Source organism: Sulfurimonas sp. HSL-1716 (genome assembly GCF_039645975.1).
Lineage (GTDB): Bacteria > Campylobacterota > Campylobacteria > Campylobacterales > Sulfurimonadaceae > Hydrocurvibacter > Hydrocurvibacter sulfurireducens.
Genome location: NZ_CP147918.1, coordinates 1,941,881 through 1,968,043, shown reverse-complemented (window position 1 = coordinate 1,968,043; position 26,163 = coordinate 1,941,881). Strand labels below are relative to the sequence as shown.

Sequence of the window (26,163 nt, the reverse complement as noted above, 5' to 3'; positions counted from 1 at the left end):
TTTACTAGAAGGATCATTGGTTTACTTTGACTGGTTGTTCCTTCTTTGGTTCTATCTGGTTGCCGTTTTTGTCTACATAGTAGACTGGTTCATATTTTCCTAAAGCGATAGGTTTCGTATTTGCTTTGAGGTAGAGATCGATACTTTGATTGAGATTCTCTTTGAGCTTTTCAAATGCGACTTTGTCCTTGCCTTTGAGTTTGTTGGTAGTGACCCTTACGACGCGTGCTGGATTGATTGCGCGTCCGTCTTTGTAGAGTCCGAAATGAAGATGAGGTCCGGTTGAAAGACCCGTTGTCCCCACATACCCTATGATCTGCCCCTGCTTGACGTATTTTCCGCGTCTGATCCCGTGTCTAAAGGCTTTTTGATGAGCGTAAAGTGTTACGTAACCGTCGCCATGTGCTATTTTGATCAAGTTGCCGTAGCCGTTTGTTCTTCCGCAAAATATGATCCTGCCGCTTCCGGCTGCCATGATGGGTGTTCCGGGACGCGCGGCGTAATCTATGCCCAGATGTGCGCGGTATTTATGAAGAATTGGATGCCATCGCTTCAGCGTGAATCCTGAGCTTATTCTTGCTCCTCTGACCGGGCGGGCGAGTAGGAAACCTTCCACTTCCGCTCCCTTTTCGTCATAAAACCTGTCGTCCGTGTATCTGTATACGTAGTGGCGTTTTTTACCCAGTTGTATCATCGAGACATCAAGTGTGGGCATGGAAAAAGGCCGGCCCAATCTATACATTCTGTCATAGATCATAACGAGCTTGTCTCCTTTATGGACATCCACTTTGAAATTGAGAGAGTTTTTAAATCCTTCTACGAAGATCTGTGCGATCTTTTTTGAGTTGGTGGCTTTTATGATATCGTAATAGGGGGAGTTGTTTATCTCAAGGGTAAAAGCTTCTTTTCTTGTTTCGCTGATAATGGGGATCACTTCAAATCCGAGATCGTCCTTGTTTTTTGTAATATGGATCTGAAGCTCGTCATTGACGGGGATCAGGATCTGTTCGATCGTACCGTTTGCATCTTCTAGTATCTGATAGTTAACGCCCGTTCTTATCTCTTCGGTGATCTGTTTGTCATCTTTGTCCAGATTATAATATAGCGGTTTGTTTGAGAGGTTCAATCTTTGAAGGAACATCAGGTAAGTTTCTCCGTCATCCCAACGAAGATTTTTAACCTGCGATGAAAAAAGAGCCATCGGAATAAAAAATAATAGCAGCAAACGTAGCATCAAGTAACCTAAAAATAAAATATTGTGTAAGACTATCAAAACTTGACTTATAAAAGACTTCTTTGCCTCTTTATCAAATCTGATAAGTTAAGCAAGAAGTCTAAGGTTTCTTTGATATAATCCAATGAAAAAAAGAGAGAGTTTTTATGGGTAGATATCTGATATTGTTTTTGTCACTGTTTTTCGTCGGTTTTGCCAATTCCATGTCGCAGCCGATCATAAGTGTAGATGGCGATAAAGCCACCATAAAGATAGATAATATCGATGTAGGCATGAGCGGTTTTGTCGTAAAACATCTAAATAAAGAGCATAGTATAATACTGAAAAACGCCGTTGTAAGCGGGTTTGATAAAAAAACAAAGATAGCTACTCTGAAACTAAGCGATTACGATGCATTGAAACAAAACTCTCTGCCCAGCGGAAAATGGAAGGTCTCTGTCGGCGATGAGGTCGTGCTGGCTTTCGGTTATTCGCGTGCACTTTTGATCGCGCCCAATGAAGAGATATACCACCGCATTACAAAAGCGCTGCCTACACTTGAATGGGTGCATCCGGATCTTTTTGCGACGGTATTATCTTTTAACGGGCATCCTACGCCTTTAAAAGAGGATTTTAACAATATGTGCAGTATCTCATCGGCAGGGCTTCTCTATTTTTATATCCATGAAAATCTTTTTACCCTTGACTGCAAAAGTATGACGATACTGCAGATCACAAAGGCTCCTTTGAAACAAGAATCGCTGCAGTTACCGTTTTACTCACGAGTCGAGCAGATCAATGCGAACTGGTTTGGATCGGGGAGCAGTAAACTAAAAGCATATGATCCTTATTATTATGAGCTTTTGGTGAAGAACAATCCGAAAAACAAAGAGCTGTATGATCTGATAAAAAACAAAGAGCAGAAGTTGAGTTCTCTTTTGGATGATTTTGATATGAAGGATGAAAAGTGATAGATCAAAAACACTTAGAAAACTTTGCAAATATTGTAGGAAAAGAGAATATCTACAGCGACAAAGCACATCTTTTGGCGTATTCCTACGACGCGACCCGCGAGCGTTTCGAGCCTGATGCGGTCATCTTTCCCCGTCATGAACAAGATGTCAGCGATATTTTAAAATACTGCAACGAACACAAAATCATTATAGTTCCCCGCGGAGCCGGCAGCGGTTTTACTGGCGGGGCTCTTCCAAGCAGCGGAGGCATCGTGCTTGCTATGGAAAAACATATGAACAAGATCCTCGAGATCGATATGCAGAACATGGTCGCGGTGGTTCAGCCGGGCGTCATAAATATGGAGCTGCAGCGCGCGGTCGAAGAGGTGGGACTTTTTTATCCGCCCGATCCGGCAAGTCAGGATTATTCGACGATCGGCGGAAATGTGAGTGAAAACGCAGGAGGGATGCGTGCGGCGAAATACGGCATCACGAAAGATTACGTGATGGCGATGCGTGCCGTTTTGGCCAACGGCGATATCATAAAAGCAGGCAAAAAAACCATCAAGGACGTCGCAGGGTATAACATAACGGGAATTTTGATAGCTTCTGAGGGAACGCTGGCCGTTACTACGGAGATAACTTTGAAACTTCTTTCAAAGCCCAAGCTCACAAAGACTGCCATGGGGATATTTGACAGCGTGCATCAGGCTATGGAAGCCGTCTATAAGACGATGGCAAGCGGTGTGACTCCCGTTGCGATGGAGTTTTTGGACAATCTTACCATCCGCGCGGTGGAGCAGACATTCCAAAAAGGACTTCCCGTTGATGCAGGAGCTATTTTGGTAACCGATGTCGACGCGAATATGGAAGACGATCTTGATTTTCAGCTTGCACAGATAGAAAAGGTCTTCCGTGAAAACGGATGCAGCGAGTTTAAAGTTGCTCAGACAAAAGCCGAAGCGGCGGATCTTTGGTTTGCCAGACGTAACGCATCGCCGTCACTCAGTGTTTACGGAAGCAAAAAACTAAACGAGGACGTAACGGTTCCCCGTTCGGCTCTTCCTGCACTGCTTGAGAAGTTTTATGCGATTGCCGATAAATATAACGTGAAGATTCCCTGCTTCGGACATACGGGAGACGGAAACGTGCATACAAACGTCATGGTCGACGGCAAAGACCCAGAGCAGGTAAAGATCGCTTATAAAGCTATTGAAGAGGTATTTCAGGCTACAATAGACTTAGGCGGAACACTGAGCGGCGAACATGGGATAGGTCTGGCAAAGGCACCGTATATGCATATGGCTTTTACCGATGCTGAGATGAACCTTTTTAGATCGATAAAAAAAGCGTTCGATCCAAATAATATACTCAACCCTTCGAAAATGGGGCTTGATTAAAGATAATAACGGATATGTGATGAAAAACAAAAAAGAGCTGACGGAAATTACAAATGAAGTAAAATACCAGTTGACGGATATCGACATCGCTCCGCCTCTTTTATACAAAGCCCTTTTTACGAATCTGCTGCTAAAACATGATATAAAACTTGATGATGAAGAGCAGCTGATAAACAAGATACTCGATGAAAGAGTTTCTATGATAAACAGCATTCAGGAAAACACCTCGTCAAACATAGCAAAACTCGACAACAGCACGAAAGAAGCTATTTCCGCTATCCAAAATAAAGATGAAAACAGACTTGAAGAGGTGGTAAAAGAGATGACCTCTCTTCGCAAAGAGGTCGAAAAACTTAAAAAATCCGTTTTTACGGATACTTTGACAAAAGCCAACAACAGACAATGGCTGTATACTAAATATATCAACGGCAGCGAACATTTCAATTACGGCGGGATCATTGTACTCATAGATATGAACTATTTTAAAGATATAAACGATAACTACGGACATATCGCAGGAGACAAGGTCCTTGAATTCGCGGCAATGCACCTCAAAAAGACAAAAGGGGATCTGATACGCTACGGCGGTGACGAGTTTTTGCTTATCTTTGACGATACGCTGTCGTTAAAAAATGTAGAAGACATCATGCATAAAAACAGAGAGCTTATCATGAAAAAAGAGCTGAAATTTAAAGAGAACAGTTTTCGTACCAGTTACTCTTACGGTATAACGCCGTTTAAAAAGAATGACAATTTTCAAGATATTTTAACCGTCATAGATTCTTTGATGTATGAGGACAAAGAGAAGCTCAGACACAGATCTGTTTTGTCCAAATGATCTGATGCACAAAGTTATCTTTTAAGATATCTTTGTTTTATGTAAATTTCATATAGTATCGGAATGATGACCAGACTCAGTACCGAAGAGGTGATAATCCCTCCGATCATAGGTGCTGCAATGCGCTGCATGATCTCGCTGCCCACGCCTTGAGAGTACATAATGGGCAAAAGACCGGCAATGATGGCAAAAACCGTCATAAGCTTAGGACGGAGTCTTCTTAGCGCGCCGTCATATATGGCGTCTTTCAGATTGGCTGCGCTGAAAGCTTCGGAGTTTTTTTGCAGAGAATTTTTGACGCTTTGCTGCAGATAGACGATCATCACTATAGCAGATTCCGATGCGATACCAAGAAGTGCGAGAAACCCTACGATCACGGCTATGCTCATGCTAAAATGCAGCATATCCATATATATAAGTCCGCCAAGAAGCGCAAAAGGAAGAGTGAAAAATACGATAAGCGATGCTATGATATCTTTTAGTGCAAAGTAGATCAGAAGCAGTACGATAAGGGTGACTGCCGGGATTATCCAGATTATCTTTGCCATCGCAGATTCTAGATACTCGCTTTCTCCGGCAAATTCCGTATAATAGCCGCCTGGAAGTTTGATGTTTTTTAAAACCTTTTGTGCCATCTTTTTATATTCAGAAGAACTCACTCCGTCTTTGGGCGTGATATAAATATAGGTGACGGGCATCGCCATCTCGCTTTTTATGATGGAGGGGCTCTCTTTGTAGGAGATATTCGCAAAGGTCGACAAAGGTACGAAACCAAGAGGCGTCTTTATCATGATATTTTTGATGGAATCAAGGGAATCTCTTTCGTTATCCTCAAGTCTCATTGTTATCGAATAGCGTTCAAGACCTTTGTACATCGTCGATATTTTTGCACCGCCTACGGCAAAAGATGTGTAATCAAGCAGAGCCTCTTTGGTGAGAGCATATCTTTTGAGTGCCTCTTCGTTTATGTCTATATTTAAATAGTATCCGGCAGTGGTCTTGTCTGCAAAAACGGACATCGTCATCTTCTGTGCTTTGAGCTTTTGTTCTATCTCTCCCGCATAGAGCTGCAGTTTTTTTGCATCGTCGCCGTAGAGTTTTATTCCTATGGGTGTGCGGATACCGCTTAAAAGCATATCTATACGCCCTTTGATGGGATATGTCCAGGAGTTGACAAGCCCCGGTACATGCAAGGCGTTTTCCATCTCGTCTTGAAGTTTTTTGTATGTCATTCCTTTTGGCCATTCGTTTTGCGGTTTAAAAGTGATGATGGTTTCAAGCATTCCAAGAGGAGCGGGATCCGTTGCCGTATCTGCTCGTCCCCCTTTTCCAAAGACGGTGTTTACTTCGGGGAAACTTTTAAGTATCTTGTCGGTTCTTTGTGTGAGTTCTTTGCTCATATCGATGCTGGTTCCATACGGGGTCACGGGCATATACATGAACGTCTCTTCGTTGAGAGTCGGCATAAACTCCCATTTTAAAGAATTAAAAAGAGGGTACATGTAAGCCAGCGAGGCAAAAAGCAGGACTAAAACGATATATTTGAATTTTAATCCGTAAGTAAGCAGAGGACGATAGATATAGGTAAAAATTTTGTTTAAGATGTTTTTTTCTTCCGAAGGTATTTTCCCTCCCAAAAAGTAGATCATCAGTACGGGTACAAGAGTGATGGAGAGTATCGCTCCCGCACTCATTGCAAAAGTTTTGGTAAATGCCAGAGGCGTAAATAGCATCCCCTCCTGTCCCGTCAAAGAGAAGATGGGAAGAAAGGAGACGACGACCAGGATAAGCGCAAAAAAGATGGGACGTCCGACGAGCTGAGAGGACTTTATGATGGCGTCGATTCTCTCTTGTTTACCTATTTCGCCTGTTGTCTGCAGTTTGTGAAGTGTCTGATGCGCATTTTCTATCATGATGATGGACGCATCGACCATCGCACCGATCGCGATCGCGATACCTCCAAGACTCATGATGTTCGAACCGATACCAAAGAGCTTCATAAGCAAAAATGTCATACCGATCGTGATGGGCAGGATGATAAGTACGATAAGCGAACTTCTTAGATGCATCAAAAACAGCGCGATGACGACAATAACTATGAGAGACTCTTCAAAAAGCGTATGTTTCAGTGTATCCACCGCTTTATCTATCAAGCCGGAGCGATCATAGACCGTTGTCACCTTCACCCCCTCGACTTGAAGCTGGCTCAGTCTTTTTTTTACGTTTTGTATGGTTTTGTAGACATCTGCGCCGTATCTGACTATGACTATTCCGCCGACGACTTCTCCTTTGCCGTCAAGATCGGCGATACCGCGTCTGCTTGCCGGAACTTTTTCCACTCTTGCTATGTCTCCGAGGGTAAGAGGCGTGCCGTTTTTTTCGGTTATGACGAGGTTCCTTATATCATTTAGGTCCTTTACATAGCCTTCTGCCTGTACCATCCATTCATAACCGTTTTTTACGACTATGCGTCCACCCGTGTTATCGTTATTTTTTTTGAGTATTTTTACAACGTCCTGTATCCCTAGATTGTAGCGCACGAGCATGTCGTTGTTTATGCTTACTTGATACGTCGGTATGAATCCGCCTACGGCCGCTACTTCGCTTACTCCGTCAACGCCTAAAAGAGCATTTTTGTAATAGTAATCCTGCAGAGTCCTCAGTTCAGAGAGGTTCTTGGTTTTAGAGGACAAAGCATATTCATATACCCAGCCTACGCCGCTTGCATCGGGTCCAAGAGAAACATGCAGACTTTTTGGCAGAGTGGAACCTATGGATGAAAGCTGCTCGAGAACTCTGCTTCTGGCTTCGTAGATGTCGCTGCCCTCTTTAAAGATGATATAGACAAGGGCGTTCTCATAGCTTGAAAATCCTCTGACCGTTTTTACGCCCGGTGTGGAAAGAAGGGCGGTGATGATCGGGTAAGTACCCTGCCTGTCTATGATGTCGGGTGATTGTCCCGCCCATTTTAGCTGCAGTATGACTTGTGGGGGAGAGATATCCGGAAGTGCGTCAAGAGAGGTGTTTCTCATCGACCAGATCGAGCTTCCAATGAGTACAAGTGTAAAAGTCAGAAGTAAAAATCTGTTTTTGACGCTGAATCCTATCAGTTTTTCGATCATCATAGACTCCTAATACAGCCCGTTTATCTGTGCGTCGCTGTCCATCATAAACAGAGCGTTGTTTACGACTTCATCACCTTCATTGAGACCTTTTACGATGTATGTCTGTGCATTCAGTTCTTTTGCATCCACGCTTTTTGGTTCGTATTCTCCTTCATATTCACCTTTTATAAAGACATAGTATTTTTTGTTCTTAAAGATGACAGCGGTCGATGGAAGCGTGAGATAGCTTTTTTGTTTCATTTTTGCTATTACGGTCACGTACATATTTGGAAGCAGTGCATCGTCTTTGTTTTTAACATCGAGCCTTAGAATCGAGAGAGCGTCTTTTTTGCTCAGCATCGGGTAGAGATTTTCCTTATATGCTTTGAAATCTCCTACCGGAGAAACTACTTTAAAATCCGTAAATTTTGGAATAAGAGGGATATCTTGAGGCATGATCGAGATTTCCGCCCATACGTCTTTTAGATTTACGATGGTAAAAAGCTTTTGTTTCATCGAAAATGCAGAACCTTTTACGATATTTTTTTCAAATATATAGCCGCTTGCAGGCGCGTAGATGTTCGTATGTCGCGATACTTTGCAGTCGATCTTTATATCGTCGACCTCTTGTGCGGAAACGCCCAGAAGCAGAAGCTTCTCTTTGGCACTTTCAAGCATCGCTTTGTTGGGGATCTTTCGTATATATTTTAAAGTGTTTAGGTACTCCTCTTTTGCACGTAGGACCTCCGGCGAGTAGACTGTTGCCAAAAGAGCACCTTTTTTGACATATTCATAACGCTTGTCAACTTTAAGATCTTCGATATATCCGCCGAATCTCGGTGTTACGTCATAGATATTGGAATCGTTCTCTTTTATGTAGCCGTAATACTTTTTAGTCTGTGAACTCTCAGTTTTTTTTACTTTTACGGTCTGGACGTTAAAAAGCTGTTTTACCGTTACCTCTTTTGAGAACAAAAAAGTGTATAAAAGAAGTAGGATCGTCAGTATTTTCATAATCATTCTCCCGTCAGTGCATCAAGAGATGCTTTGGTTTTATTGAATTCGGCCGTCACCTGTATAAGCTGTTCTTCGAGTTTAAGCTTTTTGCCCAGCATATCGATATACTCAAAAAGCGTGTCGCCGCTTTTTACCGAACTGTCGACAAGCTCGAAAAGATGTTCTATCTGCGGCATGGATTGATCTGTTATGATCTTGTATACTTTGTAGTTCTTTTGCAGATTTTCGTAAAGCTGTGCGATACGGGAGACCAGCTTTTCTTTTAAGTCATTTCTTTGCGAACTTTTTGCAAGAAGCAGCTTTCTTGCTTCTTCGCGGCTCTCTTTTTCACTGCCGTATAGCGGCAGTGATGCACCGACGGTCACGGTCGCATAATCCGGATGATTTTCTCTGTAGTAATACCCGGCTTGTATATAAGGATCGATCTTCTCAGCAAGCTCTTTTATGTGAAGATCCGCTTTTTGTATCTCTACTTCTGCATCCCTTACATGCAGGGCGCTTGAATCGAGCACTCTGTTCTCATAAAACGTAAGGTTCTGCGGTTTATCCACACTCAAAGATATGTCCAGAGTTTTAACTTTTCTGCCCGCAAGATAAGAGAGTTTTTCATAAAGCGAGTTTTTGAGAGTCTGTAGAGAGCTTTTTTTGATCATAAGATCGCTAAGGGCGAGCTTTGCCGACATCAGTGCCAGATGGGTGTTGCTTGAAGTGATGTTGTAGGCTTCGTCCAGTGCAATGTTTTGGTTTGTGATGTTGATATAAGAATCTAAGATACCAAGCTGTTTTTGGACATCCCAGAGCGAATAGGCCGTTATTCGTATCTCTTTTTTCAGCTCAGATCTTAGATTTTCAAGACTCATATCCAAAAATCTTTTTTTAGAATCGACCTTCTGCTCTTGAGCATCTCTTTTGCCGAAATAGGGAATCTTTTGTTTGATGTTCACGGCACTGAACTGCATCGGTTCGAGTGTACGATCAGAAGGGTTGTCGAACTGTATGTCGCTTACGGTAAAAGAGATGTCGGGATTGGAAAAGTTTCTGGCACGGTTTTTTTCATTTTCGACAGCAGAAAGACGCTCCTGTATACTTTTTAAAGAACCATGATGGTTCAAACTGTACTCTATGATACCCTCAAGGGTATCGCCTTGCAGCAAAGACATCAGAAAAAGTAAAGACAGAAACGTTTTCATCATCTGCTTCTTTAGATATTAAGCGATGTTTTTATACGCACTTTTTTACCTTCGGCAGGAGCGATGTATATCCATACCTGCCAGGTTCCGCTCATAGAAAAATCTATACGAGCTTCATAGTTTCCGTTTCCTAATGATTTTGCTTCTACCTCTTGCTCCATGCGGGGCATCCCGGGCATCTCGGGCATGAATGCTTTGACCTTTACTTTTGCGTCTTTGTATTTTAGATGTAAAAGAAGTGTATTACTACCGGGAGTGAGAGGTTTTTCGGAACTGATTGTTACCTCCGTTTTGCCTCCTTGTACCGTTTTTTCAAAAGCCGCGGCTTGAAGAAGCGTTACTGTGAGGATAAGAGCCGTAAATATTTTTAGTAATTTTTTCATATCGAATCCTTTTTTTGTTTTCATATAATTATATTTGAGGTTTGTGAGGAGTTTGTGAGTTATAATACTTTATGATGAAAATTTTACTGCTAGAAGACGATACGGTCTTATCGGACATACTGATAGATTTTCTGCAAGAATCACACAGCGTGACGCATACGTACAGTATGCAAGAAGCTCTCAGACTCAGCGAAGACAATTCGTACGATCTGTATATTTTCGATATCAACGTCGTGGACGGAGACGGATTGACCCTGTTGCGAGAACTTCGGAGCTTTTATGACGAGACGCCGACTATCTTTATAACGGCTTTTCATGATACGAAATATCTGACAAAAGCGTTCGCATCGGGAGGAAACGATTTTATACGAAAGCCCTTCGAGCTTGAGGAACTTTCTGCCCGTATAGAAAACATTAAAAAGCATTTCGGATTGAACCAAACGCTGATTATAGGCGAAGAGATGGAGCTAAATACCCAGACGCATATCCTCAAAACTTCAAAACACCTGTTTCATCTGACGGCCAAAGAGAGTGAGCTTCTGCTCTATCTTTACAAACATAAGAACCGTGTAGTAAGTACGGACGAGATACTTCAAAATCTTTGGAAGTATGATGATCTGCCCTCATCGGATGCAGTGCGTACGCTTATAAAAGAGCTTCGAAAATATGTGGGTAAAGAGCATATCATAAATATAAGAGGCGAAGGGTACAGATTTGAATAGGTTAGAGAAAAGGTCTTTTTCATCTTTTTTACTGCTATACATCGGTTCGTCGTTTTTATTTCTGGCGATGTCGGGTTTTTGGTACTATAAAGCTCAAAAAAACGCATTGGAAAACACCGTTTACTATAAACTGCAACACTACAGCGATACCATAAGCGGGCTTATCATCAACGCACAGATGCACGGCACTGTTTTAAAAATTCCAAGACTTGAAGAGGGGTATGAATATTTTTTGGTAAGAACGGATGAGAAGCGGGTATTTCAAAACAGTTATTTTCAGGAAAACGGCTATACGTTTTTAGCATCGACCTCTCCTCAGGAACATCTGAATATCAGATATGTCGTGGTCAAAACGGACGAATATCATAAAAAACTGCTTTCTTTGAGAAAAGAGGTCTTATCCGTGATGACGGTCATATTTTTGCTGATAGTTTTGATCTCGTTTGTACTGGCGAAGCTTTTTATGCGTCCGATCCATCAAAAAGTCCTGCAGATCGAACAGTTTATCCAAGATATCTCTCATGAGCTAAATACTCCCGTCACCGCGCTGCAGATGAGCTCAAAAAGGGCGATGCAAAAAGGTGTTTACGACGAGAAGATACTAAAAAATATCTCCATCAGCACCAAACAGCTCTACACCATATACAGATCCCTTTCATATCTCAGCTTTTCGGACAGATCAAAAGAAGTACGGACAATAAATCTAAAAGAGATAATAAAAGAGGTTGTGGAATTTTACAGTGAGCTTTGTCTTGCAAAGAACATCGCTATTATCCTGCATATGGAAGATGCGTTTTTGAAGATGGATGAAGACAGGGCAAGGCTTCTTTTTTCGAACCTTCTCTCAAACGCCATAAAATACTCTATGCCCGATAAAAGGATAACGCTTACTTTGACAAAAAACAGATTTCTCATACAAGATGAGGGTGTCGGTATCGAACAGGAAAGTTTAAAAAGGATATTTGATCTTTATGAGAGGGGTTCTAAGCTCGCAGGCGGTTTTGGCGTGGGGCTCAGTATCGTCAAACAGATATGCGACGAAGCGGGTATAAAGATAGAAGTAGAATCCAGACTCAATCAAGGCAGCAGTTTTAAGCTTAGCTGGGAGGCGGTCTCAGATGAGTCCTAGCTCCGCCAAGATCGGTTTGATCCCTTTTGTTATCTCGAGAAGTTCTTCATAAAAAGTACCTTCAGCTCTGTCTTCAGCTATCCATTCTTCGATACGCTTTATCGTTTCGGATTTTTCATCTTCGCTTAGATGAGGTGCTTTTTCTACTTCCTCTTTTATCTTTTGTAAATGGGTATGGTCTTTGTGTGAACTCATAACTCTCTCCTTAGTAGTTTTTGTATTTGCCGGACTTTACGTCTTGGCGGATGTCGTCAAGTTTTTCTTGTAAGATATCTATCAAGATGTTTGCCGCCTTATTGTCGTCGGCTTCGGGAACATCCCAGTCGCTTATTTTCATATTTGCTTTAAACAGGAGCTCAAGAGCGTTTTGTATCTCTTCTTTTCTGCCTGCCAGTTCTTTTTGTATCACATCCATATCAAATCCTTTTATAGGCAATCAATTCTACAAGAGCAAGCCTTAAAGTTCTATGTTAAATTCTAGTTTTTTGCTCTTGAGGGCATAAAGGGAGGTTTGGCAAACCAGATGAGCACGATCAGACTTAAAAAGATGTAGCCCGAAATCAGCAGGATATCGTCGTTGGCTCTAGTCAGCGCCTGCTGATTGATAACATGGTTTATAAAAGAGAGCGGCGGGATAGACATCTTGGAGACAACGGCCGAGAACTGTTCGGTAGCATGAGAAAATCTTGTTATCTGCTCACTGTAAAGAGCATGATGGTAATCTCCCCTTGTCGTCCACATGCTCACGGCTATGGAAGTCCCGAAACCTCCGCCGAGGATCCTCAGAAAATTCACCACGCCCATAGCAGAAGCTATTTTTGAGGGATGGATTTCGGATATGATGATACTAGTCAGCGGCACAAAGAACATCGCCATCCCGATACCCATGAGAAGTCTCGGAAGAGACGCATGGATAATATCTATGTCCGTTGTAAAGTTTGCCATCCAGAAATAACTTAGCGCAAAAAGTATAAAGCTTACACTTACCAGGACCCGAAGGTTCAGGCGGTGCAGATTGTTGCCCACTATCGGCGAAAATAAAAAAGCAAATATTCCGACCGCCGCTGAAGCAAATCCTGCCCAAAAAGCGGTATAGCCAAGTTGTGTCTGCAGCCAAAGGGGAAACACGACGCCTCCTCCCAAAAAAACCGTATACCCCAAAGCAATACTTACTGTGCCTATGGTAAAGTTCCTGTTCTTAAAAAGTGTGAGATCGATGACGGGATGATCATCGTAAAGCTCCCAGGCGATAAAAAAACAAACTGCAATGAACGCCGTAATTCCCAAAGTGATGATGGTATTAGATTCAAACCAATCAAGCTCGTTTCCTTTGTCAAGCATTATCTGAAGGGTGCCGACCCCGACGACAAGTAGTGCTAGACCAATAAAATCGATAGGGAACTTCGATGTATTCGTTTCACGTTTTTTAAGCATCTGCCAAACGACAAAAGAGCTTATAACTCCTATAGGAACATTTATGTAAAATATCCACGACCAGGAAAAATTATCCGTTATATATCCTCCCAGAAGCGGTCCGGCGATAGGGCCTATAGTAGCCGTCATAGCCCAAAAAGCAAGGGCCAGACCTTTTTTGTGCTGCGGATAATTTGCCAAAAGCAGGCTTTGAGACAGAGGCATCATCGGTGCGGCGACGGCTCCTTGGAGCACTCTTGCCGCAATAAGCATCTCGTAAGTGGGAGAAAGTCCGCACATCATGGAAGTGACGGCAAACAGAAGTGTCGAAAAAACAAAAAGTCTGACCTCACCAAAACGTTTTGCAAGCCAGCCTGTCAGCGGCATAGAGATTGCGTTTGAGGCGGTAAACGCCGTAATGACCCATGTCCCTTGAGTAGAAGTGACACCCAGATTGCCTGCGATAGAGGGGATGGAGACATTGGCAATGGTGGTGTCTAGTACCTGCATAAAAGTTGCCAGCGCAAGCGCTATGGTGACCAATGCAAGCAAAGGAGCGGGAAGAGTCTCGTGTTCGTTCATGAATTTTGTTTGATGATCTCGTCTGCGATCAGTTCAGATTCTTTGAGGGCATTTGGATAAAGCCTGTAATTTTTATCGCTGTTTTTCTCCAAGATCGCGTGTTTGAGCAGACTGCCGTTTTTCTTATGGACATCTACGGTCACGGACATAGAGTTTCCTACCTGCAGAGGATGTTTTTTGAGCTCTTTTTCATTCAGCAGTATGCGCACGGGAATACGCTGAACGATCTTGATCCAGTTGCCGCTCGCATTTTGTGCCGGGAGCAGTGAAAATACCGCTCCCGTTCCGGGTGCGATCCCTTTTACCGTTCCATGATATACTACATCCTTACCGTACACGTCGGAAGTCAGAGTAACATTTTGGGAAACGCTTATATTTTTTAACTGCGTTTCTTTAAAGTTCGCATCTACCCAAAAGCCTTCGGTCGGTACAATAGAAAGCAGAGTGGACGCCGTACTTACGTTCTCTCCGATTGTAAAATTCTTTTTCGCAATCATACCGCTTATAGGTGCCAGAATATTGCATCTTTTCATGTTCAGATAGGATTTTTCAACCCGTACGACAGCATTTTTTATTTCGGGATTCTGTGAGAGATCCGTATCTTTTACGATGGCGTTTAAGGAGAGCAGTTTTTTGCGGGCTATCTCCAGCCTTTGTAACGCTGCTTCGTACGTATATTTCAAATTTTTGAACTTTTCGTCCGTGATTGCGTTCTTTTTAATAAGGAACTCGTTTCGTTTTAGATCGTCTTTGGTTTTGTTGAGATTCACTTCAGCCAGAGAGATCGCATCTTTTGCTTCCTCTTTTTGTACTTGAAGCTGCTTTATTCTTCGAACCGTTTTTGCAAGATTCGATTTTGCTTCCTCAAATGCAAGGTTGGCATTGCGGGAATCTATGTGTCCCAACACTGCTCCCGCTTTTACGTACTGCATTTCGCTGACAAGTACGTCATCGACAGTACCGGCGGTCTGCGGCGTTACGTATACGATGTTTTGTCCGACGTAAGCGTTATCGGTCGATTCATAGAATTGAGCGAACATATAATAATAAAGTGTATAACCTCCGCCTGATATGATAAAAAAGAGCGCAAGGAGGATAAGTATATTGTTTCTTTTTTTCTTTTTGTTTTTTGTTGATTCTTGTAATTCGGACAAAATATCCCCTTTAAATAACTATGTAAAGGAAATTTTATCACATAAATTTAAATAGATAGTAGTATATGCATATATTTTATTTGGAGATTCTAAAAAGCCTGCATGTCGGAAGATATGCAGGCCGAAAGTTTTAGTATTTGAGAGTAAGATTTGTATAAAAATAGCGTCCAGGCTCGTTTAAAAGCATCACACTGCCGCCGCCGCTTAAGAGCGTTAGATCCGCGTAAGTATTGCTTATGGCGTATGTAGTGTCAAAAACGTTGTCGACGCCAAGGTCAAGTTTTACATGCTTGTTAAAAGAGTGAGAGACTTTCATGTTCAGTACAGACCAGCCGTCTATCGCCTGCTCTTTGTCATCACTGTCATATCTGCTCCATGCATCGGTCGCTATGGTTTCCGCTTTTACATAAGAGTCTTTTTTGTACTCGTAAGTAAGTGCCAGATTGCCTTTTAAAGGCGTGATATTTGGAAGGTCTCTGTCTGTTTGGTTCGTTGCAAGCGTGTCTTTGCGGCCTACCTGATAGTTCACTCCGCCGTCTAAAGTAAGAGCATCGGAGATGAAATACGAACCGTTCATAGAGATACCGTAGATAGACGCATCTATGTTTTCATATTTTGTGGCGGTTGAACTTTGGTTGTTGTAGATAATATAATCTTTTAGTTTTGAATAAAACGCTTTTGTTTTAAGTATAAAGCTGTCGTAGTTGCTTTCCAAACCGAGATCGGCTTCGTAATTCTTGACCTGATCAAGATTTTGGTTTCCAAGAACAGTACCTGCGCTTGATTTAAAATAAAGTTCTTTGGCATCTGGAACGCGGGAAGATTTTCCGATACCGAAAATAAGTTTGTTGTTTGCGTTTAGTTTATAGTTTGTCAAGATGTTCAAGCTGAGCGCGTCATAGTTTCTTGTGTCATAAGCATTTGATTTTATATCCGTCGAGTCGTAGCGGATTCCCATTTTAAACGAGAAAGCATCAAAACTGCGGCTTAGCTCTGAAAATATCGCTGCATTGTTCGTATAGGCATCAGGGATACTGTCTCTGTTGAGATAGACGCCGTTTTTATAATATCTTCCGTTCCAGTTGCGTTTGCTTCCGTCAAGCCCGATAAGCAGTTCATACGCACCTGCATCAAGAGTATTTTTGATCTTTGCACCCTGTGTGTTGGTCGTCAGATGGCTTGTTACCTCGTTTGCGATGTTGGTTGCAGCTACCCTGTAAAGCGTAGACATCGGGTGATCGACGTCTGTCGCATAGTATTGCAGTTCAAGTTTTTTAGAAAAATCGCCAAGCTTTTTTATCTCATATGTTACATCGTAGATGTTTGAGTTGTCGTAAAGTGCGTCCATAGGTGTTGAAGGATAAAGGATATCGTCACTTCTGTTTGCCGTATAGCTGAGACGAAGTTCTTGATTTTCAGTCGGCGTGACAAACGCTTTCGCCATGATCGTCTTTTTCTCATATGCTTGGAGGTCGTTGTATTGTGTTTGATATTTGTTTCCTGCCGGTACATTGTTTTTGATCATCTGATCGTTGAAATCATCACCGTTGCCGTCTTTGTATTGATCACTTGTTTCCGCAGAACCGCTTAGCATCAAGCGAATGAGGTCGTTCCCTCCGCTTACAGTGGCACCGATTTTTTTGTAGTTGAAACTTCCAAATCCAAGATCAAGCTCCCCATGGAGATCTTTTTGGGGTTTTTTGCTTTTCATCGATACCGCACCGCTGAGAGTACCGAAATTCTCTACATCATACGGTCCTTCAATAATACTGATACTGTCGATGTTGTTGGCAAGTACATGCGAGACAGGCGGGTCCATTCTGTTCGGGCATGCTCCGTATGTCTTTGTTCCGTCCACTAAGACGTTGATGTCGTCTTTTCTCATCCCTCTTAAAATGATATCGTTTGCGATACCGCTGCGGCGGTTGACAGAGATAGAGGGGATCGCTTTTTGCAGAGCATCGGCCAGATCCGCGGATTTTATCTGTTCATGGCTGACATCGCTTAGCGTCGTAGAATCGACGTTGATGGCTTCAAGTTTTATGTCTTCTGCCATCAAAGCTGCTGCACAGGCAAAAGAAAGCAGTATAAATCTGTTTAATTTCATTCATTTCTCCTAGTTTGTCTTACGACAATCATAGGAAAAAAGTGTTACAGAAGTGTTAAGAAGCCCGTTTTTAGGCGGTATTTACGCGATTTTGTATTAATATTTATTTTTAAAGTCTCTTTAAGAATTATCAAGAGCTTTTGATATTTATGCCCTATAAAAACTGCATTGTCACACAGTGAAGCGAGCCGTGCTGGCGGATCAATACGGAACAGTCAACCGCGACAACGTCCCTGTCTTTAAAGAAATTTCTAAATACCGCCAACGCTTCTTCATCCTGTCTAACGCCGTAAGTCGGTACTATGACCGCATCGTTGATGATCAGAAAGTTAGCATAAGTCGCAGGAAGTCTTTCGCCGTCATAATAGATCGCATCGGTAAAAGGAAGCGGAATAAGATCTAAGCTATGCTGTTTTGCCAGCTCTTTTAGCTGCTCTTGCATCTTGAAAAGCTGTTCATAATGTTCGTCGTTTTCATCTTCACATGTAAGGTACATGATTGTTTTTTCATCCACGAATCTTGCAAGAGTATCGATGTGAGAGTCCGTATCGTCTCCTGCTAGATAACCGTAATCAAGATAGAGCACTTCATCAACACCGAGTTCCTCTTTTAAAAGCTGTGTCGTCTCCTCTTTGGAGTAAGAGGCGTTTCTGTTTTTATTGAGCATGCACTCTGAAGTAGTGAGCAGCAGCCCTTTAGAGTTGCTCTCGATTGCACCGCCTTCTAGAATAAAATCGATCGTCTTCATCGGTGTCTTGTATGTCGCTGCCAAAGCGCGGCTCATCTCATTGTCTTTGTTTGCGTCAAACTTTGAACCCCATCCCGTGAAGGTAAAATCCAAAAGCTTTTTCTCGCCGTTTTCTATGATGGAGACGGCGCTGCAGTCTCTTGCCCATGTATCGTTTGTCTCAAACTGGACATACTCTATGTTTTCATTTTCTCTAAAGTAGCTTTTGACTAACTCGATGTCATCGCAGACTACCAAACATCTCTCATATTTTGCGATGGCGTTTATGATGTTCACAAAATTTTCTCTTGCTTCTTCAAGGTAATCCGTCCAGTCGCTTTTTTCATGCGGAAAGATAACTTGGACGAAACTTTGTTTTTCAAATTCGCCGGCAAAGCATCTTTTTTGCCGACAATGGGATATAATTTCACTATGGCGCATATAAACCTCAATAAAAAATCATTTTTTAATAATCTCGACATTATCGCACAATTAACATCATCTAAAGATAAAATCGCGGTAGTCCTAAAAGATAACGCATACGGGCACGGGCTTTCATTTATGGCTCCTCTTTGTCAAGAGTACGGCATAAAAAAAGTTGTCGTAAGAAATCAAGCCGAAGCCCTTAAAGTTAAGGACTTTTTTGAGTATATTCTGGTTCTTGCAGATATTCCCGATGTCCCTGTAAGAAATGCCGTATATACGATAAATACCATAGATGCGGTAGAAAAATTCCCGAAAAATACAAGAGTGGAGATAAAGACTGACAGCGGCATGCACCGCAACGGCGTCGGTATAGAGGAACTTGAAAAAGCATTTCTTTTGTGTATTGAAAGAGGTCTGCATATAGAGGGTGTATTTACTCATCACAGAAGTGCGGATGAACTTTCAAGTGAGTTTTTTGTTCAGGAAAAGAACTTTCGAAAAATAAAAGAGCATGCGCTCGCTCTTGCAAAAAAATACCGGATACAAAAATTGAACTTTCATTCTCAAAACTCCGCCGCACTTTTTCGTGCGGGAGAATGCTTGCATGACATGGCAAGGATCGGTATAGCTACTTACGGATGTCTAAGCCCGGATAAAACACTTTACAAAGGTTCTTATGCAGAGGATTTAAAACCGGTACTTTCGTTGTACGCTTCTAAAATAGCGACACGTACGTTAAAAGCAGGCGAACGCTTAGGGTACGGCGGGATCTTTGAAGTAGATAAAGAGACGGTTGTCAGTATATATGATCTTGGTTATGCGGACGGGCTTTTGCGAAAAGCGTCAAACAACTATAAAACACCTGAAGGATACAGATTACTGGGACGTATCTCTATGGATAATCTATTCTTGGACACGGATAAAGAAGAGGTTTGTATCTTCAACGACGCAAACAGTTATGCAGATTCTTGTGATACAATAGGATATGAAGTTCTAGTCGGTATGAGGGAGTATATCAAAAGGAGTTTTGTATGAAAAAATGGAGTGCAAGTTTTAGATTTTGGCATTGGGCAAATGCAGTCGTCATCGTAGGACTTATAGGTACCGTCTTGCTAAGAAAAGGTTTCCTCAGTTATAAAGCAAATGCGCAGATCATCCTAGACAAGCTCACGGCGATCGATGTCAGCATTACGCTGGATCAGGCAAAGACAATAGCAAAAGCGATCCGCGCGCCTATGTGGGAATGGCATATCATTTTAGGGTACGTATTGGCGTTTTTAGTCGTTTACCGCATACTTCTTTTCTTTACGCAAAGCGGAAAACAAAGTTTTCGATTTAAAGAGCTGAACATGCACCATAAACTTGTAAGTATGGGGTATATCGGTATCTATGCAGTACTCTTTTTTATGACGATAAGCGGTTTAGTCATACACTTTTATCAAGAACTCGGCCTGCTTAAAGATAGTGCAGACGAGATCAAAGATGTTCATGAAGCCGTTTATCAGGTGGTTTTATATTTCGTTCCTCTGCATATAATAGGGGTAGTCATAGCCGATATAAAAGAGGAAAAGGGGATCGTTTCAAATATAATAAACGGAGGCTAGAACCAGAGAAAATTTCTCTAGTTCGCATCCGGTTTTGGAGTCGAAGCAGTGACCGCAGGAAGCTGCGGGTAGATGATGGTCGGTTTTTTGCCTTCAAGCGATCCGAAAAATGCTTGAATGTCCGCGGCCTCTTTGTCGCTGATCTTAATACCCAGCTGGATACGCCCCATCTCCTGGATCGCCTCTTTCAAGGTAGCTACCGCACCGTTATGAAAATATGGAGCGGTCTCGGTGATGTTTCTTAAAGTAGGAACTTTTACAAGACCGTTCTTGTTCCCTGCAAAATCTCCTATATGCGCGTATTTATACGGAGCTGCCACGCCAAAAGGCTGCATCTCTCCGCCTAAAGCTATGCCTGTATGACAAGAGGTACAGCCTTTGTCTATAAAAGTCTTCAAACCTCTTTTTTGCGTCGCGTTTAGTGCTTTGTCGTTTCCTCTTAAAAACTTATCGTACGGTGCAGGAGTGACAAGCGTACGTTCAAACGTAGCGATAGTATCGGCTACGAGTTCAAACGTTATCTTTTTATCTCCGTAAGCTTTTTTGAACTCTTTTACATATCGAGGCATCGAAGTAACGACGGCTACTATATGTTCTGGAGTCGCTGCCATCTCCGGCGCAGCCTGGATAGGACCCTGCGCCTGATTTTCTACATCGGGTGAGCGCCCGTCCCAAAACTGTGAACTGAAAAACACCGCGTTATAAACTGTCGGAGAGTTCAAATGGTGCGGATTTGCCGTCCATTTATGTCCGATTGCCGCACTTACACCGTCAACTCCTCCTGTTGCCAGGTTATGACAGGTATTACAACTGATAAGCCCGCTTTTTGAAAGCCTGGTATCAAAGAAAAGCTCTTTTCCGAGTTTTACTTTCGCTTTGGTAATAGGATTTTTCGGGTTATCTATAAGCTTGTAAAGCTGTGCTTTATTCGCAGGGATCGGTACCAATCCCGCGTTTTTTGCCTCTTTCATAAGAGGTGTGGCAGTCAAAGCCACGGCAGTAACCGCACTAAGTACAGCAAATTTCATAATTCTCTCCTCATTCAATGGATAATTTTTATCGTTTAGAATTATAATCTTAACGAACTTAAATGATAATTATCTATTTTTTCCTTGTCCCATTCCAGGACCCATCCCTTGACCGGAGCATTTTTTCATTCCCTGTCCCATTCCTTGGTTCATTCCAGGGCCCATTCCTTGACCGGAACATTTTTTCATTCCGTTTTTTTGCATTTTTTTGTTTCTCATCTCGTTTCTCTGATGGATTTGAAACTCTCTTTTATTGATAACGCCGTCCCCGTTCGTATCGATATCCGAAAAATTCGGAGCATTTTGCGCATTGCGCATCATTCTTCCCTCTTCGGCTTTCTCTTTCATCCTCTCCTGACGTTCATAATTAAACTCTTTTTGAGTTATCTTTCCGTCTTTATTTGTATCATAATCACCAAATGAAGGCATGTTATTACCCATTGCCGCCATTAGCGAACCGCAGACCACGAGACTTACAATTGTTAAACGTTTCATTTTAAACTCCTTTAGTGTTTGAAAAATATTATCGCAGATTATATATTAGCGCATCGTTAAAATAAATATGCTACCGTTATTTTTTGATTTTACTTTTATTTTTATGTCCATAGCATCCGCGAGTCTTTTTACGATGTCCAGTCCGATTCCGCTGCCGTGTTCTCCGCTGTATGAGCGTTCAAAGATCTTGTCCGGTTCTTTTATGCCTTTGCCGCCGTCTTCGATATATAAACTGTTTGTATCTTTGTATATTTTGATGAAACCGTTCTTTGAATTATATTTGCAGGCATTTGAGATAATGTTTTGCAGTATCTGCTTCATAGCATGCTGGTTCAGTTTTGCTTGAAAATTTTGACACTCAACGTCAAAATTGATGTCCGGATAGATAGGTTTTTGGATCTGTACGATCTCGTTTACCACTTCACATACATTGATAAAACTCATCTGAAATGTTTCTTCTTGAAGCAAAACGGTCAGATTTTCATGGAGTTCGGAGATGGTCTGTACGCTTTTGTTCAGTCTGAGCAGTGCATTGTTTTCTTTTAAGTCCTGATTTTTTTGCAGAATCTTCATATTGAGTTTTATGGAAGTAACGGGAGTATTTAGATCATGTATGAGATCTTTTGCGAATTTGTCTAATTTTGAGATGCTCTCTTCAAGAGGATTAAGTGCACTTTTTGCCAGCTTATAGCTGATAAATCCGAATAGAACGAGTAAGAAAAGCTGAACCAAGATGATCTTTACTCTGATACGAAACAGTTTCTGGTAAAAACCCTCGGCAGGTTTATGAACTATAAGATAGTACCTGTTATGGTTCATAGGCAGATATTTTATAAACTCATCGTTTTGGATCTTAAAGTTTCTGATATCTATATATTTATCTATTTTGTTTGTGAAAGAGTGACGGTACGAAGAGGGAAATTTTTCCAGACTTTCACCCATCTTGATCTGTCTGGCGTACTCTATAAGAGAGAACTCTTCGGTTTTTAAATACTGTTCTCTTATCTGCTGTTGATAGAAATACCCTGCAGCGAGGATCAAAACGGCGACACTTAAAAAATAGGTAACAAAAAATTTTAAAAACGCTTTTTTTTCATGATGATGCAAGACGGTATCCTATCCCTTTTACGGTCGATATGGGAAGACCGATCTTACGAAGCTTGTTTATATATACTCTCAGCGAGCCTTCGCTCATCTCTCTCCCTTCGCCCAGAGTATTCAAGATATTTTCTTTGAGCACCGTTTTATCGATATTTTGAAAAAGAATTTTCGTTATGTAAAGCTCATACGGAGAGAGCGGAAGAAATTTGCCGTTTTGGTAGAGTTCATCTTTTGAGATCATAAAATAAAAAGTACCCACTGCTATTTTGTCCGAATAGGTATGGTACTGTTTTTTCAACAAAGCTTTGATACGGATCAGAAGTTCGTCAAAATCAAAAGGTTTTTTTATATAATCATCCGCACCCGAACCAAACCCATGCGAAAGCGAGACGATATCGGTGAGTGCCGTAATAAAGATGGCTGGAGTATCGTACCCGCTTTCTCTCAAACTCTTTAAAAGCTCAAACCCGTCCAGATGAGGGACATTTACGTCAAAAAGCAGGATATCGAACTGCTTTTCGAATGTGTACTCCAGTGCTGCCTCTCCGTCTTGGACGTGAATGACCTTAAATCCGTCGGCTTCCAACAGTTCGACCAATGTTTCGGACAATACGACATCATCTTCTAAAAGTAATATGCTTGACATAGCAGGAAGTATATTTAAACATGCGTTAACACAGTGTTAATGTTTATTTTAAGTCAAAGAATAATAATTTTCTTTTAACAAATTATTTAATAATTAGAAGTTATAATCTTTTTCATGAATTATGAAAACTTATTAAGAAAACATGGATTAAAAGTGACTCCTCAAAGATTGGGGATACTCACGCTTATGGAAACACGCGGTCATATTAACGTGGATGAGATGTACAATGAAATAAAAAAACAGTTTCCCTCGATCTCTCTGGCTACGATGTATAAAAATATAATTGCAATGACGGAAACTTCGCTTATCAAAGAGGTGAAGGTTCCGCAGCAAAAAACAAGGTTCGAGATAGTCAAATCACCTCACGGGCATCTTTTATGCGACAGCTGCGGTGATTTTGTAGATATCGAGCTGGATATCGACGGATTGATAGAGGATGTCTCTAAAAAAAGCCGTTATAAACTGCTGGACACCAGTTTAGTTTTTTGCGGCATATGCCCGGGGTGTGCTTAAAACACGTCTGCACATCCAATATCTTTTTCTCCAATAGGGGTTGTTTATACTCGATATGATGACTCCGTGCTTTTTCGATGTATGTAAAAAAGTGTTGCCGCCGAAGTAGATTCCTACATGTCTTTTGTCGTATCCCGTTTTAAAAAATATCAGATCGCCCGGTCTTATCTGCGAATATTTTATCCGCTTGCCTATTTTGACCTGTTCTTTCGTCGTCCGCGGTATCTCGATCCCAAATGCATCTTTGTATATCCGCTCTACCAAGCCTGAACAGTCTACACCGTCAAGACATACCCCTCCGTATTTATAAGGGGCGTAATGCCATCTCTTATATTCTGCATGAAGTTTGTTTACGACAGGATTTTTCGATATCGGTCTTGAAGAGATTTTTTGGCGGTGAGGTTGTATATAGTTTGTCGGATAGGTGGGAGCTTTTGAGCATCCCGTGATGATAAGCAGCAGAGTGATTATTATCGAAAATTTTATCATATCATGAACTTATCTTTATTATCGCCTTTAAAAAGATCGCACCGTCGATTCCCTGATAAGCCAGATTTTCTATCTCATCCTCATTGTCTATATGAGCGAGTATCTTTGAATCAAAAAGATACTCGTTTGCTATCTTTTGGGCATCTTTTGCCAGTGTTTGATCCAGTACTATATAAGAAGCACCGAGATTTTCGGCATATACAACCTCTTTGATCGAATGTACATAAAGGGCGAACGTGATCTCGTTGCATGTCAAATGTTCGATGATGTCAAGGTTCTCTTCATTGAAATCAAGATAGATAAGTGAGTTTGAAGGCGTTTTCTTGACGGAAGAGACATCGTCTATATGGTAAAAGCTTTCACTCTCTATAAACCTGTGTCCAAAGAGTATCATTGCGAATCTTTCAGACACTCTTTGGAACAGTAATATTTACCGTTTGAGAGGATCGCTTCATTCACTTCCGTGTAAATGCCGCATTCTGAGCATGCGACCATATCGTTATCCTCCAGTTTTTGGGTTCCGCTTTTCTTGTTCGATGAACTGACAGGCGGCGTCTTTTTTATAAAAAAATAATAAACTACGGCGATCACGCCTATAACTACTAGATACTTTAACATCCCGTTTCCTGACTATTTTATATTTTTGATGATGAGGTAATGCCGATTATGAGCTTTTATAACCTCATGGTCATATCCCCCGTCCACTTCATCATACACTTTTTCACCTTTATAAAAAAGAAGCATCGTTGATTCTTTTCTAAAAGGCCTGCTGAGTTCGAGTAACATCTTTGTTTCGGTTACTGCGCGTGACGTTATTATATCAAATGTTTGGTTTTCCAGTTCCTCGACCCGGCATTTTTTCACTTCAACATTGTCCAGCTTTAGATCGGCTTTTATAAACTGCAGAAAACTTGCGCGCTTTGCCAGCGGTTCAACAAGGGTCACTTTCGTATCAGGAAGAGCAAATGCAAGAATCATCCCCGGAAATCCTGCTCCCGTTCCTATATCCATCAAGCTCTTTTTATGAGGCAGGAACCTTACCGGAAATACGGCGTCGTAGATAAACTCGTCCAATTTTTTCTCATCTTTGGCACCCGTCAGGTTATGTATTTTGTTCCATTTTAACAGAAGCTCTTTGTAGATTTGTACGTTATGAAAAAAGTCATCGGGGACATTGATGCCCTCTTGAAGTATCTGCGCTTTTAAGTCCAAACTGTCATCCTTCTATATATGGTGCCATTTTATCATAAGGAAGCCTAGAAAACTTTATAATCCTATGGAATATTTTTTGCTTGTTAAAGATATCTATTTTTTTGTTGAAGGGATAGATGATCTTTATAAAGGAGAAAAGTATGACAGTAAACAGTTCGATGCAGGCAAATTATGCGAATATATTAAATACGCAGAATCAAAACAAAATCGACACTTCATCGGCGGCAGCAAATTTCAATACGATGATGCAGCAGCTTAGCAATCAGCTTATTAGTTCTCTTGACACCAATAAAGACGGTTCAATTGATAAAACCGAGTTCAGTGCTGCGGCAAAACAGTTGTCTCAAGATTCCGCGAGTCTGGATAGTGTTTTTAATTCTGTTGATCTTAATGCCGACGGTAAGATAGATGCAACCGAGTTGATGAACGCTTTGGAAAAAACCGCACAAAACAGACAGCACAAACATGCACACCTAAGAGATAAAGCAAACGGCACGGCTTCGGAGAGTAATGAACTTTCAATGCAGCAAAACAGTGCTACGCAGACAGCCCAGAATGCATCGTCTCAAAACGATAATGGTCTTCAATCCATTTTGATGAAAAATATATTATCTGCATACAGCGTGAGCCATTCACAAAAAAGCGGCGGCAGTTTAAGCTTATCGGTTTAGATCGTATATATAACGATGGCTAGAAAGATTGAAGGAAACAGTCGGA

28 protein-coding genes are annotated in these 26,163 nt (G+C 41.6%); 9 read left to right on the top strand and 19 right to left on the bottom strand.

Annotated features, from left to right (window positions below):
- Positions 1 to 13: 13 nt before the first annotated feature.
- Positions 14 to 1,234 (bottom strand): peptidoglycan DD-metalloendopeptidase family protein, encoded by a 1,221-nt coding sequence (locus WCY03_RS10000; protein WP_345992584.1) that lies wholly within the window; start codon positions 1,232 to 1,234, stop codon positions 14 to 16.
- Between the two features lie 146 nt (positions 1,235 to 1,380).
- On the opposite strand from WCY03_RS10000, the gene WCY03_RS09995 reads away from it, so the two are divergent.
- From WCY03_RS09995 to WCY03_RS09985, 3 genes are read left to right on the top strand one after another with little or no spacing between them, the layout of a single operon-like run.
- Complete coding sequence (locus WCY03_RS09995; RefSeq protein WP_345992582.1) at positions 1,381 to 2,184, top strand: plasminogen-binding N-terminal domain-containing protein; 804 nt, start codon at positions 1,381 to 1,383, stop codon at positions 2,182 to 2,184.
- A complete protein-coding gene (locus WCY03_RS09990) occupies positions 2,181 to 3,566 on the top strand; it encodes an FAD-linked oxidase C-terminal domain-containing protein (RefSeq protein WP_345992580.1) in 1,386 nt (461 codons plus the stop codon). Before WCY03_RS09995 ends, WCY03_RS09990 begins: the two co-directional genes overlap by 4 nt.
- A gap of 19 nt (positions 3,567 to 3,585) precedes the next feature.
- A complete protein-coding gene (locus WCY03_RS09985; protein ID WP_345992579.1) occupies positions 3,586 to 4,404 on the top strand; it encodes a GGDEF domain-containing protein in 819 nt (272 codons plus the stop codon).
- Positions 4,405 to 4,418: 14 nt separating this feature from the next.
- On the opposite strand, the gene WCY03_RS09980 is transcribed toward WCY03_RS09985, so the two are convergent.
- The 4 genes from WCY03_RS09980 to WCY03_RS09965 are packed head-to-tail and all read right to left on the bottom strand — an operon-like array spanning position 4,419 to position 10,098.
- A complete protein-coding gene (locus WCY03_RS09980) occupies positions 4,419 to 7,526 on the bottom strand; it encodes a CusA/CzcA family heavy metal efflux RND transporter (protein ID WP_345992577.1) in 3,108 nt (1,035 codons plus the stop codon).
- Between the two features lie 9 nt (positions 7,527 to 7,535).
- Positions 7,536 to 8,522 (bottom strand): efflux RND transporter periplasmic adaptor subunit, encoded by a 987-nt coding sequence (locus WCY03_RS09975; protein ID WP_345992575.1) that lies wholly within the window; start codon positions 8,520 to 8,522, stop codon positions 7,536 to 7,538.
- 2 nt (positions 8,523 to 8,524) lie between these two features.
- Entirely contained in the window at positions 8,525 to 9,715 is a 1,191-nt protein-coding gene (locus tag WCY03_RS09970; protein WP_345992573.1) for a TolC family protein, read from the bottom strand.
- A gap of 11 nt (positions 9,716 to 9,726) precedes the next feature.
- On the bottom strand, positions 9,727 to 10,098 hold the full coding sequence (locus WCY03_RS09965; RefSeq protein ID WP_345992571.1) for a FixH family protein: 372 nt from the start codon (positions 10,096 to 10,098) through the stop codon (positions 9,727 to 9,729).
- Between the two features lie 71 nt (positions 10,099 to 10,169).
- On the opposite strand from WCY03_RS09965, the gene WCY03_RS09960 reads away from it, so the two are divergent.
- On the top strand, positions 10,170 to 10,820 hold the full coding sequence (locus WCY03_RS09960) for a response regulator transcription factor (RefSeq protein WP_345992569.1): 651 nt from the start codon (positions 10,170 to 10,172) through the stop codon (positions 10,818 to 10,820).
- Positions 10,813 to 11,949, top strand: a complete 1,137-nt coding sequence (locus WCY03_RS09955; RefSeq protein ID WP_345992568.1) for a HAMP domain-containing sensor histidine kinase — start codon at positions 10,813 to 10,815, stop codon at positions 11,947 to 11,949. The genes WCY03_RS09960 and WCY03_RS09955 overlap by 8 nt, the downstream gene beginning before the upstream one ends.
- Here the strand turns inward: WCY03_RS09955 and WCY03_RS09950 are convergent.
- From WCY03_RS09950 to WCY03_RS09925, 6 genes are all read right to left on the bottom strand, one after another.
- A complete protein-coding gene (locus WCY03_RS09950) occupies positions 11,935 to 12,144 on the bottom strand; it encodes a hypothetical protein (protein WP_345992566.1) in 210 nt (69 codons plus the stop codon). The two genes, WCY03_RS09955 and WCY03_RS09950, sit on opposite strands and share 15 nt — an antisense overlap.
- Positions 12,145 to 12,154: 10 nt before the next feature.
- Positions 12,155 to 12,364, bottom strand: coding sequence for a hypothetical protein (locus tag WCY03_RS09945; protein WP_345992565.1), 210 nt, complete (start codon positions 12,362 to 12,364; stop codon positions 12,155 to 12,157).
- A gap of 62 nt (positions 12,365 to 12,426) precedes the next feature.
- Positions 12,427 to 13,944 (bottom strand): DHA2 family efflux MFS transporter permease subunit, encoded by a 1,518-nt coding sequence (locus WCY03_RS09940; RefSeq protein WP_345992562.1) that lies wholly within the window; start codon positions 13,942 to 13,944, stop codon positions 12,427 to 12,429.
- Positions 13,941 to 15,098 (bottom strand): HlyD family efflux transporter periplasmic adaptor subunit, encoded by a 1,158-nt coding sequence (locus WCY03_RS09935; protein ID WP_345992560.1) that lies wholly within the window; start codon positions 15,096 to 15,098, stop codon positions 13,941 to 13,943. The genes WCY03_RS09940 and WCY03_RS09935 overlap by 4 nt, the downstream gene beginning before the upstream one ends.
- 130 nt (positions 15,099 to 15,228) lie before the next feature.
- A complete protein-coding gene (locus WCY03_RS09930; protein WP_345992558.1) occupies positions 15,229 to 17,205 on the bottom strand; it encodes a TonB-dependent receptor in 1,977 nt (658 codons plus the stop codon).
- Between the two features lie 154 nt (positions 17,206 to 17,359).
- Positions 17,360 to 18,373 (bottom strand): agmatine deiminase family protein, encoded by a 1,014-nt coding sequence (locus WCY03_RS09925; protein ID WP_345992556.1) that lies wholly within the window; start codon positions 18,371 to 18,373, stop codon positions 17,360 to 17,362.
- Between WCY03_RS09925 and WCY03_RS09920 the strand changes: the two genes are divergently transcribed.
- Entirely contained in the window at positions 18,365 to 19,393 is a 1,029-nt protein-coding gene (locus WCY03_RS09920; RefSeq protein ID WP_345992554.1) for an alanine racemase, read from the top strand. The genes WCY03_RS09925 and WCY03_RS09920 overlap by 9 nt on opposite strands.
- Positions 19,390 to 19,962, top strand: coding sequence for a cytochrome b/b6 domain-containing protein (locus WCY03_RS09915; RefSeq protein ID WP_345992553.1), 573 nt, complete (start codon positions 19,390 to 19,392; stop codon positions 19,960 to 19,962). The genes WCY03_RS09920 and WCY03_RS09915 overlap by 4 nt, the downstream gene beginning before the upstream one ends.
- 17 nt (positions 19,963 to 19,979) lie before the next feature.
- Here WCY03_RS09915 and WCY03_RS09910 read toward each other — a convergent pair whose 3' ends face one another.
- The 4 genes from WCY03_RS09910 to WCY03_RS09895 all read right to left on the bottom strand — a co-directional run bounded on the left by WCY03_RS09910 (position 19,980) and on the right by WCY03_RS09895 (position 23,232).
- A complete protein-coding gene (locus WCY03_RS09910) occupies positions 19,980 to 20,990 on the bottom strand; it encodes a cytochrome-c peroxidase (protein ID WP_345992551.1) in 1,011 nt (336 codons plus the stop codon).
- A 69-nt stretch (positions 20,991 to 21,059) separates the two neighbouring features.
- Positions 21,060 to 21,485, bottom strand: a complete 426-nt coding sequence (locus WCY03_RS09905; protein WP_345992549.1) for an EF-hand domain-containing protein — start codon at positions 21,483 to 21,485, stop codon at positions 21,060 to 21,062.
- Positions 21,486 to 21,530: 45 nt separating this feature from the next.
- Complete coding sequence (locus WCY03_RS09900; protein WP_345992547.1) at positions 21,531 to 22,592, bottom strand: HAMP domain-containing sensor histidine kinase; 1,062 nt, start codon at positions 22,590 to 22,592, stop codon at positions 21,531 to 21,533.
- Positions 22,579 to 23,232 (bottom strand): response regulator transcription factor, encoded by a 654-nt coding sequence (locus tag WCY03_RS09895; protein ID WP_345992545.1) that lies wholly within the window; start codon positions 23,230 to 23,232, stop codon positions 22,579 to 22,581. Before WCY03_RS09895 ends, WCY03_RS09900 begins: the two co-directional genes overlap by 14 nt.
- A gap of 114 nt (positions 23,233 to 23,346) precedes the next feature.
- On the opposite strand from WCY03_RS09895, the gene WCY03_RS09890 reads away from it, so the two are divergent.
- A complete protein-coding gene (locus tag WCY03_RS09890) occupies positions 23,347 to 23,745 on the top strand; it encodes a Fur family transcriptional regulator (protein ID WP_345992543.1) in 399 nt (132 codons plus the stop codon).
- Here WCY03_RS09890 and WCY03_RS09885 read toward each other — a convergent pair.
- Genes WCY03_RS09885 through rsmG form a run of 4 tightly spaced genes read right to left on the bottom strand, consistent with a single transcriptional unit; the run spans position 23,710 to position 25,446 of the window.
- The gene (locus tag WCY03_RS09885; protein ID WP_345992541.1) at positions 23,710 to 24,234 is read right to left on the bottom strand and encodes an NlpC/P60 family protein; all 525 of its coding nucleotides are present in this window, start codon (positions 24,232 to 24,234) and stop codon (positions 23,710 to 23,712) included. The two genes, WCY03_RS09890 and WCY03_RS09885, sit on opposite strands and share 36 nt — an antisense overlap.
- Position 24,235: 1 nt before the next feature.
- Positions 24,236 to 24,628 carry a hypothetical protein gene (locus tag WCY03_RS09880; protein WP_345992538.1) on the bottom strand — a complete coding sequence of 131 codons (393 nt, stop codon included), beginning with the start codon at positions 24,626 to 24,628 and terminating at the stop codon, positions 24,236 to 24,238.
- Positions 24,625 to 24,852, bottom strand: a complete 228-nt coding sequence (locus WCY03_RS09875) for a PP0621 family protein (protein WP_345992536.1) — start codon at positions 24,850 to 24,852, stop codon at positions 24,625 to 24,627. The genes WCY03_RS09880 and WCY03_RS09875 overlap by 4 nt, the downstream gene beginning before the upstream one ends.
- Positions 24,853 to 24,864: 12 nt before the next feature.
- Positions 24,865 to 25,446, bottom strand: a complete 582-nt coding sequence (gene rsmG, locus WCY03_RS09870; protein ID WP_345992534.1) for a 16S rRNA (guanine(527)-N(7))-methyltransferase RsmG — start codon at positions 25,444 to 25,446, stop codon at positions 24,865 to 24,867.
- A 140-nt stretch (positions 25,447 to 25,586) separates the two neighbouring features.
- Between rsmG and WCY03_RS09865 the strand changes: the two genes are divergently transcribed.
- Positions 25,587 to 26,117, top strand: a complete 531-nt coding sequence (locus WCY03_RS09865) for an EF-hand domain-containing protein (RefSeq protein ID WP_345992532.1) — start codon at positions 25,587 to 25,589, stop codon at positions 26,115 to 26,117.
- Positions 26,118 to 26,163 lie beyond the last annotated feature (46 nt).

Excerpts from the sequence above, each read along its gene's own strand:
- WCY03_RS10000 (WP_345992584.1), bottom strand. The coding sequence starts at position 1,234 with ATGCTACGTTTGCTGCTATTATTTTTTATTCCGATGGCTCTTTTTTCA.
- WCY03_RS09995 (WP_345992582.1), top strand. The coding sequence starts at position 1,381 with ATGGGTAGATATCTGATATTGTTTTTGTCACTGTTTTTCGTCGGTTTT.
- WCY03_RS09985 (WP_345992579.1), top strand. The coding sequence starts at position 3,586 with ATGAAAAACAAAAAAGAGCTGACGGAAATTACAAATGAAGTAAAATAC.
- WCY03_RS09980 (WP_345992577.1), bottom strand. The coding sequence starts at position 7,526 with ATGATCGAAAAACTGATAGGATTCAGCGTCAAAAACAGATTTTTACTT.
- WCY03_RS09975 (WP_345992575.1), bottom strand. The coding sequence starts at position 8,522 with ATGAAAATACTGACGATCCTACTTCTTTTATACACTTTTTTGTTCTCA.
- WCY03_RS09970 (WP_345992573.1), bottom strand. The coding sequence starts at position 9,715 with ATGAAAACGTTTCTGTCTTTACTTTTTCTGATGTCTTTGCTGCAAGGC.
- WCY03_RS09965 (WP_345992571.1), bottom strand. The coding sequence starts at position 10,098 with ATGAAAAAATTACTAAAAATATTTACGGCTCTTATCCTCACAGTAACG.
- WCY03_RS09960 (WP_345992569.1), top strand. The coding sequence starts at position 10,170 with ATGATGAAAATTTTACTGCTAGAAGACGATACGGTCTTATCGGACATA.
- WCY03_RS09950 (WP_345992566.1), bottom strand. The coding sequence starts at position 12,144 with ATGAGTTCACACAAAGACCATACCCATTTACAAAAGATAAAAGAGGAA.
- WCY03_RS09945 (WP_345992565.1), bottom strand. The coding sequence starts at position 12,364 with ATGGATGTGATACAAAAAGAACTGGCAGGCAGAAAAGAAGAGATACAA.
- WCY03_RS09940 (WP_345992562.1), bottom strand. The coding sequence starts at position 13,944 with ATGAACGAACACGAGACTCTTCCCGCTCCTTTGCTTGCATTGGTCACC.
- WCY03_RS09930 (WP_345992558.1), bottom strand. The coding sequence starts at position 17,205 with ATGAAATTAAACAGATTTATACTGCTTTCTTTTGCCTGTGCAGCAGCT.
- WCY03_RS09920 (WP_345992554.1), top strand. The coding sequence starts at position 18,365 with ATGGCGCATATAAACCTCAATAAAAAATCATTTTTTAATAATCTCGAC.
- WCY03_RS09925 (WP_345992556.1), bottom strand. The coding sequence starts at position 18,373 with ATGCGCCATAGTGAAATTATATCCCATTGTCGGCAAAAAAGATGCTTT.
- WCY03_RS09915 (WP_345992553.1), top strand. The coding sequence starts at position 19,390 with ATGAAAAAATGGAGTGCAAGTTTTAGATTTTGGCATTGGGCAAATGCA.
- WCY03_RS09910 (WP_345992551.1), bottom strand. The coding sequence starts at position 20,990 with ATGAAATTTGCTGTACTTAGTGCGGTTACTGCCGTGGCTTTGACTGCC.
- WCY03_RS09905 (WP_345992549.1), bottom strand. The coding sequence starts at position 21,485 with ATGAAACGTTTAACAATTGTAAGTCTCGTGGTCTGCGGTTCGCTAATG.
- WCY03_RS09895 (WP_345992545.1), bottom strand. The coding sequence starts at position 23,232 with ATGTCAAGCATATTACTTTTAGAAGATGATGTCGTATTGTCCGAAACA.
- WCY03_RS09890 (WP_345992543.1), top strand. The coding sequence starts at position 23,347 with ATGAATTATGAAAACTTATTAAGAAAACATGGATTAAAAGTGACTCCT.
- WCY03_RS09885 (WP_345992541.1), bottom strand. The coding sequence starts at position 24,234 with ATGATAAAATTTTCGATAATAATCACTCTGCTGCTTATCATCACGGGA.
- WCY03_RS09880 (WP_345992538.1), bottom strand. The coding sequence starts at position 24,628 with ATGATACTCTTTGGACACAGGTTTATAGAGAGTGAAAGCTTTTACCAT.
- WCY03_RS09875 (WP_345992536.1), bottom strand. The coding sequence starts at position 24,852 with ATGTTAAAGTATCTAGTAGTTATAGGCGTGATCGCCGTAGTTTATTAT.
- WCY03_RS09865 (WP_345992532.1), top strand. The coding sequence starts at position 25,587 with ATGACAGTAAACAGTTCGATGCAGGCAAATTATGCGAATATATTAAAT.